This window comes from Saccharothrix sp. (assembly GCF_031180885.1).
Classification (GTDB): Bacteria; Actinomycetota; Actinomycetes; order Mycobacteriales; family Pseudonocardiaceae; genus Actinosynnema.
Genome location: NZ_JAPSLK010000007.1, coordinates 64,353 through 80,701, shown reverse-complemented (window position 1 = coordinate 80,701; position 16,349 = coordinate 64,353). Strand labels below are relative to the sequence as shown.

Here is a 16,349-nt window from a genome sequence, read left to right as displayed (position 1 = left end):
GCGTTGGGCTCAGGCGGTGGCCCACTTCGCCGCGCACGCCTTCAGGTCGGCCTTGACCTGCTGGCCGCGCTCGACCACGACCGACGCGGTTTCCAGCACCTTGCCGTTCTTCTCGCAGGTCAACGTCCAGTTCTCGACCAGGCCGCCGGTGGTCGCGGTGTCGGCGTCGAACAGCGACGCGGTCAGCGTCCAGTTCGGCGCGACCGAGGAGGCGTTGACGACCTTGAGCACGTAGGTGCCCTGCGCCGGGTTCTGCAGCAGGACCCGGTCCTTCACGCCGAGGAACGCCGTGGACTTGCCGACCTCGGTGAGCGACCCGTCCGCGTTCTTCAGGTACGCGTACAGGTCCAGGTCGTCCGGGGTCGCCCAGTCCAGCTCGGCTTCGAACAGGTCGGCCGGGCGGTCGACGGTGAATTCCCGCGTGGTCTCCATGAGCGGGAGCGTGCTGCCGGTGAGCACCTCTTGCTTGAGCGGCTCGGAGTTGACCACCTGGTACTGCTTGGACCGCACCACCGGCCGCGTCGAGGGGTTGACGTGCCAGGTGTAGCGGCCGGCCGGGCCGACGACCATGCTGGTGTTCAGCTCGTCCCGGATCGCGCCCGACCACGTGGGCGTGGCGAAGTCCTTGCGCAGCCGCAGCGTCGCGCCCGCGGGGGCCTTGCCGGCGATCACCGAGTGCGTCGCGGTGTCCACCGCGTTCTCCAGGGCGACCAGGTACGCCTCGCGGTTGCCCTTGCCCGCGTGCTGCCCGGCGCCCAGGTACTCGTCGACGACCTTCGGGAACGGCGGGTGGAACTCGTCCGGGCCGATCTCGAAGGTGTAGCCGAAGCCGCCGGTGGCGTTGTAGGACCAGTCCTCGGTGGTGCCCGTGGTGTCGTACAGCTCCCAGCCGTGCTGGTTGCGGTAGCCGTTCTGCGCGGTCATCCGCTCGCCGAGCGCCTTGAGCGCCTCCTCGTCCGGGGCGTCGCCGACCGGCAGCCCGTCGGGGCCGATGGTCGTCGGGTGGACGCCGTTGGGGCGCAGCACCAGGTTGGAGAAGGTGTGGTTGGTGATCAGCGTGGTCACCTGCCGCGTGCTGACCAGCTCGCGGATGTTCTGCGTCTCCGGCTCGCTGAACGGGCCCGCGCCGCGGTAGGTCGGGTCGGCGAAGGTGGCCGACGCCCCGGGACCGCCCCAGAAGCCGCCGTAGTTGCGGTTCGGGTCGACGCCGACGCCGAAGCCGCCGGGGCTGGTGGCGCCCGCGACCGCGCACGTGCCGTCCGGGGTGTCCTGGCCGTCGACGAGGCGGCAGTTCTTGCGCTTGTAGGCGTTGCCCGGCGTGCCCAGGATCGACGCCGTGCCGCCGTCGTCGACCTCGCGCAGGTCGATCAGCGCGCCGTCGGTGCGGGAGCGGTCGAACCCGTCGACGTTGACCACCGGCACCACCAGCACGCGCGCCTTGTCCAGCAGACCGGTGATGCGCGGGTCGCTGCCGTAGTTCTGCACCAGGTCGTAGGCGAACTCGATGGTGTGTTCGCCCGAGGGCCACTCACGGGCGTGGTGCAGACCCATGATGGCGAACACCGGGCGGCCGTCCTCGGCGGACCGGACGTCGCGGCCCAGTTCGACGCCGTGGACGGTGTTGCCGTCGAGGGACTTGTGCGGCAGGGCGAACACCCTGGCGATGTCGGGTTTCATCGCTTCGATCTGGCGCAGGTCGTTGTCGTAGTCGGCGAGCGTGCGGTAGGTGTCGCGGCCGCTGGGCAGCGGCGAGCGCTCCGTGGCGTCGGCGTAGGCCTTGTTCGCGGCGTTGATCTGCGCTTCGCGGGCGACCATGTCGGGGATGCGGACGGTCCAGGTCAGTCCGGCTCGGCGCAGCACGTCGGCGTCGGCGGCGGTGTGCAGGACGACCTCGACGTAGTCGTGGCCCGCGTGCTCGGTCAGGTCCAGGCCCAGCCCGGTGAGCAGGTCCTTGTGGGATCGGGTCGGGGTGTCCACGGTGACCAGCTGGACCGGGAACGCCTCGGTGGTGGTGTCGCCTTGCGCCGGGCTGACGGTGACGGCGAGGGCGGTCGCGGCTGCCGCTGTCAACGTCAGCCTGGTGAACGCGGAGCGGTGGTTCACGGTGGCTCCTCCTGGGCAGGGGTGTGGACGGCTCAACGATCGGTTCGCCGTGCCGTTACGCCCCACCTCCACGCCGCCATTCACGCTAACGGGTGTTACTCGACAGGGCGTATCCATTACTCGGTGTTGGTCGTTACCGGTGCGCACACGACGAACAGGAGGCGGCCTTGAGATCCAGACCGGTAGTGGTGGCGCCATTCGTGCTGGCCGCCCTGGTGGCGTCCGGGGTCCCGGCCACGGCGACCGCCGGCGGTGTCGAGATCAGCACGGTGGGCGGTCAACAGGTCAAGGACGGAGCGGTCGGCGGACCGCTGTCCGGCCGCGTTGAGGTGACCGGCACGGCCTCACCAGGCGGGACGGCACCGCAACCCGACCGGCTCGTCGCCGACGCGGGTGACAGCCCCCTGGCCGGTCCCGGCGAGAAGGCGACCCTGCTCGGCTCCGGCTTCGGCGGCGCGGCGCCGTACACGTTCGCGTGGCGCACGTCGGCGGGCACGCTGGAGGGAGCCGACGCGCCGACCGCGCAGCTCGACACCACGGGCCTGCCCGACGGCGACCACGAGGTGTCGCTCCAGGTCACGGACTCGACCGGCGCCACCGCCACGGACACCGTCAAGGTCGCCGTCCGCACCGCGCGGACCCTGGAGCTGCTCAAGACCACCCAGCAGGACACCACGCCGGGCGCGCTGGGCAGCGACTCGCTGCGCTTCGACGTCGACGTGCCCGTCGACGTGACCGGCCTGAAGGTCGACGTGTCGTGGACCGCGGGCGTGAACGACTACGACCTGCGCGTCCTGGACCCCGACGGCACGCAGCGCGCGAGCAGCGGCGGCGCGGCCCCGGGCACCACCGAGAGCGCCGCGGTGGCGGGCGGGATCGACGCGGGCCGGTGGACCGTGGCCGTCGACAAGTTCTCCACCGTCGCCGACACGGTGACCGTCGTGGTCACCGGCACCCAGCGGCCCGACCCCCGGCCCTCGGTGTCGGCGGGCGGCCCCTACACCTTCCAGCTCGGGCAGCGGCAGCTGCTGCGCGCCACCGTCAGCGGCGGCACCGGCCCGGTGAGCACCGGCTGGGACACCGACTCCGACGGCGTCCTCGACGCGCCGGGCGCCGAGGCCGTGGTCACGCTGCCCGAAGGCCGGCACCTGGTCACGGCGAAGGCCGCCGACGGCGCGGGCCTCGAACGCCGGCAGACGACGTCCGTGCTGGTCGCCGACCCGGCCCGGCTGCCGCAGAACACCACGCCGGTCACCGTCGTCGCGATCAACGACACCGGCATCAACCCGTACCACCTGGAGTTCTCCGCCCAGACCTACCCCGACCCGGACGTCCTGGCGCTGACCGCGAACTTCACCCGCCACCCGGCCGAGTACATCCCCGGCTACCCGGCCGACGCCAAGGCGCTGCCCATCACGCACGGCAAGGGCTACCTGCCCGCCGAGGACAAGCCGCTGTGGGACGGCAACACCACCATCGAGGCCGGCAAGCTGCACTGGATCCCCGGCACCAAGATCGTCGGCGCCGTGGACGCGGGCGGCTCGACCGGCGTGACCTCCGGCGACGACCCGCACCCGATCCTCGACGACAACGGGCACGGCAGCGGTTCGGCGTCGGTGTCGGTGGGCAACCGCTACGGCTACTGCCCGACCTGCCTGCTGGTCGTGGTGGAGGCGCTGGACGAGACCCCCGCCGCGGCGATGCCGTGGGTGGACATCAGCTCCAACAGCTTCGGCTACGTCGGCGGCCTGCCGCTGGGACCGGTCGTCGGGCCCAACGCGGACACCAGGACGGCGGCCGAGCGCGGCCAGACCACGCTGTTCGCCGCGGGCAACGGCGTGGGCAACGCGTTCGACGTGCCGATCAGCACGTACGGCTCCGACCAGACCGGCCCGGACTGGAACATCACCGTCGGCGCGCTGCGCCGCGACAACCAGCGCGCTGTGGTCGGTGACGGCATCCCCGTGCACCTGTCGTCGTGGGGCGACGGGAACCTGCCGTCGGCCTGCCGCACCGGCACGGTCGGCCAGTGCGCGTTCGGCGGCACGTCCGCCGCGACGCCGTACACCGCGGGCGTCTTCGGCACCGTGCTGACCGAGGTCCGCCGCGCGGTGGGCGACGGCCAGGCCGGGCAGAAGGCGGGACAGGTCGTCGCGCAGGGCGTGCCGGTCGAGCACAGCGACCAGCTCGCCGACGGCAAGCTCACCCGCGCCGAGTTGCGGGAAGCGGTGCTCAAGACCGCCTACCCGCTCAACACCGACAACACGCCGTCGACGTACCCGTACCCGCTCACCGCCCCCTACGCGGGCGAGTCGAACGTGCTGTTCGAGGGCTACGGCGCGGCGACCCCGGAGAGCGCTCGGCGGGCGGTGGACGTGCTGCTGGGCCGCCGCACCATGCCGGACCGGTCGTTCGAGGACGAGTTCTTCGCGCTCGACCGCGCCGTCCGCGACGGCGTGTACGGCGGCTACGACCGCGACGGCGACGGCACGCGGGACAGCGCGGCCACCACGGCGCTGACCACGGCCGAAGTGTCCACTGTGGAGGGATCGCTGGCCGCGCTGCGCAAGGTCGCGCCCGAAGCGCCCGCGCAGGTCCTGGGCTCGGACAACCCGCTGACGCTGTACCTGCACCGGCGGGACACCGCGGCCGACCCGAGCGCCGCGTGCGGCACGACCGACAACGAGCACTACCTCGACACCACCGACCGCACCGGCGACCTGGAACCGTGCTTCGACTCCAGGGTGACCAGCGTGGTCGCCGCCTACCGGCCCCTGGGCATCTTCCCGTCCGCCGAGACGCTGTCCGCGCCGCTGCCCCGGGGCTCGAAGGTGGAGGTCGAGCTGTACCTGGCGGGCGAGACGCCGTCCGCGGTCCGTCCCACCGGCGTCCTGATGGCCACCGACCGGGAGATCGGCACCGGCGTCGGCCCCATCCGGCCCGTGACGGCAGGCGGTCCCGGCGGCGCGGTGTGCGCCACGCTCGGCGAGGGGTGTTGGACCAGGTACGTGTTCTCCTTCGAGACCACCCGTCCCGCGTTCACCGGGGAGCACCTGACCTTCCAGGTCCAGTTGCTCGGCGCGCGTTCGTGGGCGTTCGGCTTCGAGGGCGCGCACGCGTCGAAGGTGCGCATCCGACCCGCCGCGCTGCCGCCCACGGGCTTGGAGTTCGGCGTGACGATCACCGAACCGGCGGCCGGCTCGTCGGTGGCCGAGGGCGACAAGGTCGTCGCGGGCGGCGGCTACGCCTTCCCCGACCTCGGCGACGACCCGACCGGCGCGGGCGACCACCCGACCCTGCGACGCGTCGAGGTGTCCGTGGACGACCCGGACTTCGGCTCGCCGATCGAGGCCACCCTGGACGGCAGGACGGGCACGTGGACCGCGCCGCTGGGCACCCTGACACCGGGCAGGCACACGCTGTACGCGCGCGCCACACAGGACCGCACGACCTCGCAGGCGGCGTCGAGCGAGTTCACCGTGACACCCCGGGCCCAGGTGCAATGGCAAATCGTCGACCGCAACCGGACACCGGTCCCGGACGCCTGGCGCCCGGCCGAGGGCGTGTCGACCTGGCGGTTCACCTTCGACACCGCGACCTACGGGTCGGGTGCCAAGACCATCGTCACGCGCTTGGTGGACGGTGACCGGGAAGTCGCCCGCCACTCGGTGCGCGCCAGGTTCCGCTGAGTCGGTGCGGGTGGGCCGTCCTGTGCGGCCCACCCGCCACCGGTGGCTTCCGTGCCCCCCGGGGCGATCGCCCAGCGCGGGGTGACAGCGCCGTCAGCGGGAGCCGACCGGCTCGGTGCTCCGGTCGGCCGTGATGACGTTGAGGAAGGGGAACGCGATGAGCAGCGCCACCGCGACGAGGAGTCCGCTTGCCCAGAGCGGGCCGAGGTTTCCGGCTTCGGTGCCGAGGGTGGCGGCGGCGATGACGGGGCCGGCGGTGGCGCCCGCGTTGAGCGCGGCGGTCGCGTACGAGCCGGACATGGTGGGGGCTTGCGCGGCCTCGTAGAGGACCCGCGTGATCAGCGTGCTGCCCAGCGCGAACGACAGCGCGCCCTGCACGAACACGAGGATGAGCAGTGCGACCGGCTCTTTGGACAGCATCGCGAGGGTCGGCCAGCCGATGAGCAGCAACGGACCGCCGACCGCGACGACCGCACCGGGACGCCGGTCGGACAGCAGGCCGGCGACGGTGACGCCCAGGAAGGAGCCGACGCCGAAGAGCACCAGGGCGACGGGGATCCACAACTCGCCCAGTCCGGCGCCGGTCACGACGGGGGCGAGGAAGGTGAGGCTCGCGAAGGTGGCCGCGTTCACCAGCGCGCCGAGCAGCATCACCAGGACCAACCGCGGCCGGGTGAGCTGACCGAGTTCCGCTCGCAGCGCCGGACGGCCGGTCGCGGGGTTGTCCTCACGTCCCGCCGGAATCCCTTTCAGGATGCCGAGTGCCGCCGGCAGGCAGAGAGCGGCCACCGCCCAGAACGTCGCCCGCCAGCCGAACACCGCGCCGAGGACCGACCCGCCGGGGACACCCGCGACCGTGGCCGCGGTCGTGCCCGACAGCAGCACGGCCAGCGCCCGTCCCTTCCGGTCGGGCGGGACCAGCGTGGCCGCAGCGGTCAGGGCAACGGCGAGGAAACCGGCGTTCGCGAGCGCGGCGACGACCCGGGTGGCGAACAGGACGGGGAAGCTCGTGGTGATGGCACCCACGGCGTGAGCCGCCGCGAAAGCGACGATGAACCCGAGAAGGCTGGAGCGCCGGGGCCAGTTGCGGGCGAGCGCCGCCACCAGCGGGGCGCCGACGACCATGCCGATGGCGAAGGCCGAGGTGAGGACGCCTGCTGTCCCGACTGTGACGTCGAGGTCGGAGGCGATGTCCGGCAGGAGGCCGGCGAGCATGAACTCCGAGGTGCACATGGCGAAGACCGCCAGGGCGAGCAGGTACAGGGGGAGAGGCATCGAGTGCTCCGAGGTGAGGAGATGAGGAGAAGGTCTTCTCGTCACCGCGGCCAGCCCTGAGCGCACACCCGTTCCACCGCGGAAAGCGGTGCGGGGCTAGGGGTTCAGCGGTTCAGGGGGCTGACGGCGTGACCGAAAGCCCCCACCTCGTCCGACTCGGGACTCGACATGCCCCGCACGCTACCCGACCCGCGCCGGTCGAAGCACCCGGGTTTCACCGACACCGGCCTGTGGTGCTGGTCAGGTGAGCAAGTTCGAATCGCCGGTGCGGCAGGAGGTTGGTCCATGAGAGGCTCCTCCACCGACCCGCGCTTGGAGGCGGTTGACCGACTATGGCATGGATGAGCACCGAGGCCGCGCGGATCGCGGGCCGGACCATGTTCGACACCCTGACTCGCGCGGACTTGCCCCCTGTCCTCGGCCCGGTCGCCGAACGCGGCTGGATGGTCGTCGACGACGCGGTCCTCCTCAGAGCCTGGTACGAGAGCTACTTCGGCGAGCGGTCCACGTTCAGCGAGACACTGGACTACGAGATCGCCGTCAACGGGCGCGGCATCCCGGATCTCGACCTGACGTACGAGGGCGAGGCACGCGCGGCGGCCTTGCTGCGGCGAGGTGCGGCCTTCGCGTGGGCTGCCCTCCACCAAGCCAACCGTGAAATGCCGAGCACGCGCTTGGCCGCATACGTCTCTGTGGCACCGATCCTCATGGACCCTCATCGCTTCACCGGAAACGTGACGTTCTGCGCCCTGCGGCCGGGGCAGCCCGCGTACATCGATCCTGTCCACGCAACCGATGACGTCGTTCTCGCCGCCTTCAGCGAGGACTGCACCAAGCCGCTGCCGTCCAGTGACCCCTGACCCCGGCAGGCAGCCCTATTGAGCCCTCAGCAGGACGCGGCAACGGACACGAGCACCGCCCGCGCTCTGACGGCCCAACGGCAGGACTGGTGGTCGGCGGTCGGCGGTCGGCGTGGACCCGTCCCGGTCGGGTGGCCCGGCCACCCGCACGGTGTCCAAAGTGGACGCTGTCCGGTACGCCTACGACGACAAGGGCCGACTGCGCGAGGTCTGGGACCCGCGCCTGGCCCAGCCGCTGAAGACCTCCTAAAGCGACGACGCCGGCCACGTCACCGAGATCGGCCAGCCCGGCGACCTGCCGTGGAAGTTCGACTTCGGCACCGCCGGCAGCGGCGACCCCAACACCTGCGGGCGACGTGGCTGGACAGCCGCAGCACGTACAGCGCCGACGGCCTGGACGTCCTCGAAACGCTCGGGCCGCTGCACCGCATCGCGCTGGCGAACGACGCGAGCCGCCTGGTCAACGCCCGCGCGGTGACGACGACGACCTACGACGAGGGCAAGCCCGACGGCGTCGCCTACCGCCTGCCGACGACCACCCGCACCGGCGCGCGCGTCGTGGGCGTGGACGGCGACCAGGACGTCCGCGTGGACCGCGACGAGTACGGCCCGGTCAACGGCGGCGTGTCCGGCTGGGTGCTGCGCAAGCCCACCAAGGTGATCACCGCCGCCGAGACCGCGGCACCGCTGGAGGCCGCGACCAAGTACGACGACCAGGGCCGGGCCCGCGAGTCCCGCGAGATCGACTCCACCGGCTCGGACGCCGGCACGGTGCGCTCGGTCTTCTACACGGCGGGCGCCAACCCCGACGACCCCGCGTGCGGCAACCGCCCCGAATGGGCCGGCCAGGCGTGCGTCGTGCGCGCGGCCGGGGCGATCACCGGCCACGACGCCGCCCGCATGGTCGGCGAGGTCCCGGTGCGCCGCGTCGAGTCCTACACCCGGTTCGGCGAGCCGGACCGCATCACGGAGACCGTCGCGGGCAAGACCCGCACCACGGTCAACACCTACGACGCGGCCGATCGGCTGACCGGCACCCGCATCACCGGCGACCTCGGCGAGGCGATCGGGGAGGTCGGCACCGACTACGACCCGGTGTCCGGCGACGCGACGACCACGAAGTTCGCCGACGGCACGAAGCTGACCCGCGAGTTCGACCGCCTCGGCCGCCTGACCCGCTACACCGCTGGGCGGCAAGCAGCGCTCGGCCGAAGCCCTCGGCGGGGTCGTCCTCATGGGCGTCCGGCTGTACCACCCGGGCACGGGCCGGTTCTGGCAGCCCGACCCCGAGGAGGGCGGCAACGCCTCGGCCTACGACTACCGCGCGGGCGACCCGGTCAACTGCGCCGACCTCGACGGCCGGTGGGGTTGGCTGAAGAAGATCGCCAACGTGGTGGCCAAGGTCGCCGAGGTCGTCTCCTACATCCCGGGCCCGATCGGGGCGGTGGCGGGCGCGGTGTCCGCCGTGGCCTACGCGGCGACCGGGAACTACGCCAAGGCCGTCTACAACCTCAACGTCGCCGACGAGATATGCGCACGCGGATGGTCGGGCGGTCTATTTGGACGGGCCGTTGGACGTCGTGGCCGATTGCGTCGCGGACGCACGCCGGGAAGCCGGATCCGACCGCCATCGCCGATCAGGAACTGTTCCGCGGACTCGCCGAGCGTCTCCGCCATCGCCTCTGGCTGTCGTCCTTCGTGCCCACGCCGCTGCCGGCGAAGGACTGCGGTGGCGACGCCCCTGGTCGACTTGACGTGGAATCGAACTTGTGTTCGAGTGGAATCGGCGGCTCTCCCCGGCCGCCGCGGACGCTCGGCCACGGCGCGTCCGACGCTGACGGAAGGGGAACGATCATGGACTGGCGGGAACGGCGCGAGTACGAGGACATGGTCGACCGGTTGCGTCGTGTGGTCGGCTCGCTGCCGTACTGGACGGTGGACGAGCACGACGGCCGGCCCGTACTGGTCGACGTCGAGGGCGACGAGGTGCTGTTGCGGTTGAACAGCCAGTGGAACCCGAACCTTGCGGCGTTCTTCTCGGCGTTCGACCGGTACCGGCTGCTCGAACTCGTCGCGTTGCTGGAGGTGGTGCCGGAGGGGCGGGCGCAGCGGGCCGCCGCCGACCTGCTCCGCGCCGTGACCAAGGACCTCCCGGCCGGCCGCCGGTCGGACACCGCTGGTGAACTGGCAGAGAAGTGAAACGGACCCGGTCGGAGACCGGGTTCGCGTCCGGAGGTCGGCGTGTGGGACCGTCAGTCGTCGGTGTCTTTGGTCATCTCTTCCACGACCAGGTCGATGATCTTGTCCAGGTCGGCCGGCGGCAGGTCGTCGGAGTTCAGCTCGGCCCGGACCAGTTCGGCGATGGTGTCCCGTGGCGGTTGCGGTGTCTTCTTGCGCAGGTCGGTGTAGACGGTCCACGCCAGCGTGGCGACGCTGACGATCAGGGAACCGAGCGCGATCGGGTCGAAGTACTGCTTGGTGCTTCGGGCGTAGAGGGCGGCTTCGACCTGGGCCTCCACTTCGGGGCCGTGGTTGGTGGCGAGTCGCCGGGCTGCGGCTCGTGCGCTGCGGCCGATCGTGCTGCCGTTCAACGGTTCCTGCTGACTCAACTGTCCTCCTTGGACCAATGACTCCAGAAAGTCCTGTACTCGCCCCGGTAGTGGGCTGCCGACGATCTCCGTCCAGCGTCGGGCCAGCGCGGGCCTGCCGAGCCGTCGGTCCAGGTGCGCCAATTGGTGGTGTGCCGGGGTGATCCTCTGGTGCGGCAACTGGTTGAACAGCGCGATGCTGCGGATGCTCCACTCCAGCGCGCCGTCCAGGTCGCCCCGGTCGCCGGCGATCCGGCCCAGCATTCCGTAGGCGGCGGCCATGGGCACGTGGTCGTTCAGCTTCTCTTGGACCGCGATGGCCTGGCGGATGTACCGCTCAGCCTCGTCCCAGCGCCCGTGCTCCTGCATCGCCTGTCCCAGGAGGAGGTTCGAGCTGGCTATGTTGCGCTGATCGCCTTGCTCCTCCCAGATGGTGACCGCTTGTCGCATGTGCGACACGACGTTGTCGAGCTGCTTGCGTTGCATCGCCAGGGTTGCGAGTGCCTGGTAGTACGTGGCCGTGCCGGGCCGGTCGCCGAGTTGCTGCTTGAGTTCGAAGGATTGGTGGTACCACTGCTCGGCGGCGTCGAACTGGCCGCGCACCTGGGCCACCATGCCGAGCTGGTGGTACGCGGCTGCCCGTGCGCGTCGGTCGTTCAGCTGCTCGGCGATCTCAAGGGCTTGGTGGAACCACTGCGCGGCCACGTCGAACCGCATGCGCCGGATCGCGACCATGCCGAGGTGGTGGTACGCGCGGCCGCGGCCGTCGAGGTCGCCCAGTTCGGCCATGGCGTCGAGAGCCTTGCGATAGCGGTCCTCGGCGTCGTCCCAGTGTCCCAGGGCCTGGGCCACATCGCCGAGTTTGTCGAGGGTGAGGGCCATGCCGCGCCGGTCGCCCAACTCCTCCCGCAAGGCGAGGGACCTGGTGAGGTGGTGCTCCGCTTCGTCCCAGCGCGCCCATTGCCTTGCGATACCGCCGAGTTCGGTCAGCGCCATGGCCATGCCGAGCCGGTCGCCGGTCGCTTCGTGGATGGCTAGGGCTTCGCGGTGCCACCGTTCCGCCGACTCCCGATGCCCGCGCTGCTGCGCCAACTGGCCGAGGCGGTAGTAGATGCCGGTGAGGCCGTCGCCTTTCACGGCGTCCCGGTCGCCGGTGGTGAGCAGGTCGAGCGCTTCGGCGCACAGGGCTTCGGCGGCGTCGAGTTGGCCGGTGCGGGTCAGGTCGTCGGCTCGGGCATCGACCAGGAGCAGCCACACCTTCCCGGAGAACTCGTCGAGCGGTGGTGGCGGCTCGTCCGGTGGCCTCAGCGCGAGCATCATGCGCTCGGTCCAGGCGCGGGTCTCCGCGGTCAGACCGCGGCGGTCCCAGAACTGCTTGAGGGCGGAGAAGATCGTTCCCGCGTGCGACCACAGGCGGTGGTCGACGGCGTAGCCGAGCAGGTGGCGCAGCATCCTGCTGTGCAGCCGGATGACCTGGTAGCTCTCGGCGGCCGTGCGAGACCGGACCTCCTTGCCCATCAACGCGCACAAGGCGGTGTAGGCGTCGAGCAGCGCGCGTTCCGCGGCGGCGCGTTGTTCCGGGTAGCCGTCGGGGTCCTCGGCGCGCCACTGTTCGGCGAGGTAGGCGGGCAACGCCGGGTGGACGCCGTACGCGCCGACACCGAGCGTGGTCAGCAGCCCGACGTGGGCGGCCCGGTCCAGTGTCGCGGTCCACCCGCCGCCGTCGACGCCGCGGAACCGCTGCGGGGTCGTGCGGATCTTGGAGAACGCGGCGAGCATGTCCGAGACGACCAGGCTGTCGAACAGCCCGACCGCGACCAGCAGGCGGCGGTCGACGGCGTCGAGGTGGTTGATCGAGTACGCGATGCCGGCCGGCAACCGCCCCTCGGTGCCCGGCACTTCGGGCAGGGGGACGGTCCCGCGCAGGCCGGACAGCAGGGTCGCGGCGTCGGCGACCTCCAGGTGCGGCAGGGTCAGGCGCATGCTCAGCGGGTGGCCGTGCAGCCACTCCAGCAGATCGCCGAACGCGGGGTCGGCGCGCCGGAGCGTGGCGGCGGGCAGGGGCGCGAGCAGTTGGTCGGCGTACTCGACGGCCTCGTCCCGGGTCAGCCCGCCGACCTTGATCCGGCGCAGGTCTCCCAACCAGTCCTCCGCGGTCCGGCTGGTGATCAGCACGGTGCTGCGACCGTCGGCGACCTGCTCCAGGAAGGTCTTCAGCTCGGTGGCGTCAACCGGGGGAGCGGCGGGGTCGGCCATGGAGCGGACCGACTCGAAGTTGTCCAGGATCAGCAGGAAACGGTTGGTGCGCAACAGGTCGTGGACCAACTCGCGGCGCCGGTCCGGGTCGTGGACGGCGAAGTCGGGGCCCGCGGCGCGCAACCCGATCGCGGAGATCAGGCCCGCCAGGCCGAAGGACCCGGCGCCGGGCTCGAAGGAGTGCCACAGCACCCACTCCGGCCGGTCGACGCCGCCGGTGTCGCGCCACCAGCGGCCGAAAGCCTTGGCCAGCTCGGTCTTCCCGGTGCCGGCCGGGCCGTGCAGCAGGATCACCCGACTCGTGCCCGCGGCCGTCTCCAGCGCGTGGAACAGGCTGTCCCGGCCGACGAACTGCTCGGCGGGGTCCAGCGGGTCGTCCTGCCGGTCGGGGTGCCGGGTGCGGAGGCGGTCCAGGGCGTCCGGCAACGACGGTCCCGCCTCGACCTCGGGCCGCGCGCGCAGGTGCGGGAACCGGACGTCACAGCGCGCGTAGAGCACCGGGACGGTCCAGTCCTCCAGCGGCAGCTCGCCCTTCGGGCTGGGGCGCCCCGGCCGCTGCGCCAGGCGCGCCCGGCCCGCGCGCACGGCGTCGCCGATCGTGCCGCCGGTGAACAGCCGCTCGTAGAAGGCCGTCATGAATTCGGCCGCGGCCACCGCGTACACGTTGTAGGCCATGGCGACCACGGCCATCGCGCCGCCGGCGAGGAGTTGGGTGGCCACGGCCGCTTCCAGGTGCTTGCCGAGCGCCCCGGACTGGCACGCGTTGAGCACGACGACCGGCACGTTCGCCTCGTTGAGCACCTCGGCGACCCGCTGAGCGGGTTCGCTGCGCTTTTCGAAGTGCAGCACCCCGGTTTCGCCGGTCAGCGCGCCGTGCCCGTCGAAGTGCACGACCTGGAAGGGCCTGCCGGCCCGCTGGGCGGCGTGCAACGCCGAACGCAACGCTTCCAGCGTCGGCGGGCGCAGCACCTCCAACTCCACCGGGCCGCGCACCACCGCCAGCCGGCGCAGCAACGGGCGGGCGATCATCTGGTAGCCCACGTCCGAGGCCCCGCGCGGGCGGGCGATCACCATCAGCACCCGCAGGCTCTGCCCCTGGACGACGAACGGGTCGCCCCGGTGCTGCCCCGGAAGCGTCCGCGTGAACCGCACCCCGTCCAACGCCAACGGCCTGGGCAGGTGCGGGTCGCGGAGCAACTCCCACGGCATCCCCAACCGCCGCGGCGCCCCCGAGCACAACACGATCTCCAACTCGCCCACGGCCCGCGTCCGAAACCCCAGATACGCCTCCCGCCCCGCACCGGACCCGAACAGGGCGGTGAACATGTTCTCGCCCCATGCGGGGAGCAGATCGGCGATCCGAGCACCCATGGTTTCGTACACCCCGTACGGCGCCCGCAGGTAGTCCTCGAGGTACCAGCGCAAATCCTCGAGCTCGGCTCCACTCAACGGCCGATCCGACTCAACGGCGTCAAGATCCACAAAGAGCCGATCCGCCACCCCCCGATCACCCCGCCCCCTCGAACGCGTTCAGGTCATCACAGTATCGAGACGCGTGACGTTCCGTGTGACTGTGGGTCGATCACGACATTGCCTGGTGTCACCGCGGCTACGGCAGCACCTACTTCGCCGCCTACGCACTGGAAGTCCTCGGCCACCTCCACTCCGCCCTCGGCCATCGAGTTCCCCGAGGGCTGACGCATCCGAGTCGTCGGCCGGGGAGCCGGCGGCGACTTTTGAGGGTCGCGGTGTGCCGAATGCGTCCGCGCCGGCGTGACGCTGCCCAGGACTTCGCCCACCGGGCGCGTCTGCGCCGCCTGCGTCCACCGCCTGATCCGCGCCATCATCGGCCGCTACCTCGACCCGCCCGCCAGGGCGGCAAGAGGCACTTCACCGAGGCATTGGTTCAAGCACCTGCGGCAGATGGTCGGGCGTGGTGGTACCGGCAGTGTGAAGCCCGGTGCCGCCGTGGGTGCGGCGGAGCGGGTGACGTCGCCCTCCGGACGGCGGCGATCGAAATTTTCGAAAATCGCATCTTCGAAGGTGTGCGACCCCCATTCGTGCTGTCATCGTGGAATTATGCCCATGATTCCGGGCACTCCGATGGACGCTTCCTCCAGAAAGGTCGGGATAGTGGCAGTCGATGTTGGTGTCGCCTTGTCGGCGGGCGATCAGAGTGCCGTCGCAGCAGTTATGAATCGAGTTGTGGCGGCGTGGGAAAAGCATGACCACGTCGCCTTTTCCGAGGTGTTCACCGATAATGGTACGATGATTCTCCCCGGTGTGTTCAAGAAGGGTAGGGGTGAGATTTCCTCCTTCATGCAGGACGCGTTCGCCGGCGCCTACCGCGGCACCAGGGTGACCGGCGAACCGATCCACGTGCGCTTCTTCGCCCCGGACTGGGGAGTGGTGATCACGTCGGGTGGTGTGCTCGCCCCCGGCGAGACGAAGCCCTCCCCGGAACGAGCGGTGCATGCCTCGTGGGTGGTGGTCAAGCGGGACGGACGGTGGCTGCTCGCCGCCTATCAGAACAGCCCCGCCGAACCACGTCGGTGAGATCCTGATCAGTGCAGGTAGGCGATCGGTGATCGGGTGACGGATCGGCCGGTGGCCTGCTTGTCCCGGGTGGCGTTGGTCACGGCGAGCAGGTGCCGCGCGGCGACGCCCTCGATGGTGCGGTCACCGCGCTGTTCCAGATCGAGCCGGGCCGGGCGCGGGGTGTGGTCGCCGGACGCGGTGGCCGTACTCCGTGCCCGGTCGGCGTCGAGGTTGGCGGGTGGCCACCTGCTCGGTGCGATCGCATGGCTCGGCCGGGCGACGTCGTGGTGACGCGCCGCCCGACCGATACCGCACCCACTGGGACTTGCCGACCTAGTCGGCCCGCGACGTGCGGGCCAACCACCACTGCGCCAGCACGAGGTTGATCACAGTGCCCATCCAGCCCGCCATCTCGGCGACCACCACCAGGTCGAGGCCCATGCCCCCGAGCACGCCGCCCAGCCCGATCCCGATGACGCGGCCCCACACGATGCTGGCGGTCAGCGCGAAGCTGTAGATCATCCACCGGCGGTGCTCGGCGAAGCGGCGTTGTCTGGCGCGCACGAACCCCGCGGCGGTGGTGACCAGCCACAGCACGGCGGTCACCGCCGCTCCCACGGCGCCGGGCAGCACCGCGGTGTAGGGCAGTATCACCAGGGCGATCACCGCGCTGGGCAGCACGCCTGCGAAGACGTACAGCCGTCCGCTGACGCGGTGCACGCGCGGATGTCGGGCGCGCAGCCACGGCCACACTTGAAGCACGACGGTGAGCATCGCGATCGTGCCGGTGGCGATGTGGAGGACCAGCAACGGGTAGTGCGCGGCGAAACCCTCGTTGAGCACGGTTCGCGCGGTGGCGGGGTCCAGGGTCGAGTACGGCGGCAGCGAATAGACCAGGAAACCCAGCAGCACCAGCGCCAGTGGCACGACCCACGGCCTTCGCCACGGCGCGCGTGGTCGGCGGGGAGGATGCGTGGTCGGCTCGTGCGTTGTCGGTCGGGACATCGTCCACCCCTTTCAGCGGCCGTTGGCGCGCGTGC

The 16,349-nt window shown here is 71.4% G+C and carries 8 protein-coding genes; 4 read left to right on the top strand and 4 right to left on the bottom strand.

Annotated features, from left to right (window positions below; all coding sequences use genetic code 11):
- Positions 1 to 9: 9 nt before the first annotated feature.
- The gene (locus tag RIN75_RS12420) at positions 10 to 2,103 is read right to left on the bottom strand and encodes a M14 family zinc carboxypeptidase (protein ID WP_309112012.1); all 2,094 of its coding nucleotides are present in this window, start codon (positions 2,101 to 2,103) and stop codon (positions 10 to 12) included.
- Between the two features lie 167 nt (positions 2,104 to 2,270).
- Between RIN75_RS12420 and RIN75_RS12415 the strand changes: the two genes are divergently transcribed.
- A complete protein-coding gene (locus RIN75_RS12415) occupies positions 2,271 to 5,792 on the top strand; it encodes a S8 family serine peptidase (RefSeq protein ID WP_309112011.1) in 3,522 nt (1,173 codons plus the stop codon).
- A gap of 93 nt (positions 5,793 to 5,885) precedes the next feature.
- Here the strand turns inward: RIN75_RS12415 and RIN75_RS12410 are convergent, their stop codons facing one another.
- Positions 5,886 to 7,067 carry a Cmx/CmrA family chloramphenicol efflux MFS transporter gene (locus RIN75_RS12410; protein ID WP_309112010.1) on the bottom strand — a complete coding sequence of 394 codons (1,182 nt, stop codon included), beginning with the start codon at positions 7,065 to 7,067 and terminating at the stop codon, positions 5,886 to 5,888.
- A gap of 341 nt (positions 7,068 to 7,408) precedes the next feature.
- Between RIN75_RS12410 and RIN75_RS12405 the strand changes: the two genes are divergently transcribed.
- Positions 7,409 to 7,927: a hypothetical protein gene (locus RIN75_RS12405; protein WP_309112009.1), complete on the top strand. Its 519-nt coding sequence runs from the start codon at positions 7,409 to 7,411 to the stop codon at positions 7,925 to 7,927.
- 1,234 nt (positions 7,928 to 9,161) lie between these two features.
- On the top strand, positions 9,162 to 9,929 hold the full coding sequence (locus RIN75_RS12400) for an RHS repeat-associated core domain-containing protein (protein WP_309112116.1): 768 nt from the start codon (positions 9,162 to 9,164) through the stop codon (positions 9,927 to 9,929).
- Positions 9,930 to 10,179: 250 nt separating this feature from the next.
- On the opposite strand, the gene RIN75_RS12395 is transcribed toward RIN75_RS12400, so the two are convergent.
- Positions 10,180 to 14,220: a tetratricopeptide repeat protein gene (locus RIN75_RS12395; RefSeq protein ID WP_309112008.1), complete on the bottom strand. Its 4,041-nt coding sequence runs from the start codon at positions 14,218 to 14,220 to the stop codon at positions 10,180 to 10,182.
- A gap of 684 nt (positions 14,221 to 14,904) precedes the next feature.
- On the opposite strand from RIN75_RS12395, the gene RIN75_RS12390 reads away from it, so the two are divergent.
- Positions 14,905 to 15,327: an SgcJ/EcaC family oxidoreductase gene (locus RIN75_RS12390; protein WP_309112007.1), complete on the top strand. Its 423-nt coding sequence runs from the start codon at positions 14,905 to 14,907 to the stop codon at positions 15,325 to 15,327.
- 315 nt (positions 15,328 to 15,642) lie between these two features.
- Here RIN75_RS12390 and RIN75_RS12385 read toward each other — a convergent pair whose 3' ends face one another.
- Positions 15,643 to 16,236, bottom strand: coding sequence for a DUF2306 domain-containing protein (locus tag RIN75_RS12385; protein ID WP_309112006.1), 594 nt, complete (start codon positions 16,234 to 16,236; stop codon positions 15,643 to 15,645).
- Positions 16,237 to 16,349 lie beyond the last annotated feature (113 nt).

What these genes read in the sequence shown, in the direction of transcription:
- RIN75_RS12410 (WP_309112010.1), bottom strand. Translation starts at nt 7,067, where the DNA reads ATGCCTCTCCCCCTGTACCTGCTCGCCCTGGCGGTCTTCGCCATGTGC.
- RIN75_RS12405 (WP_309112009.1), top strand. Translation starts at nt 7,409, where the DNA reads ATGAGCACCGAGGCCGCGCGGATCGCGGGCCGGACCATGTTCGACACC.
- RIN75_RS12400 (WP_309112116.1), top strand. Translation starts at nt 9,162, where the DNA reads ATGGGCGTCCGGCTGTACCACCCGGGCACGGGCCGGTTCTGGCAGCCC.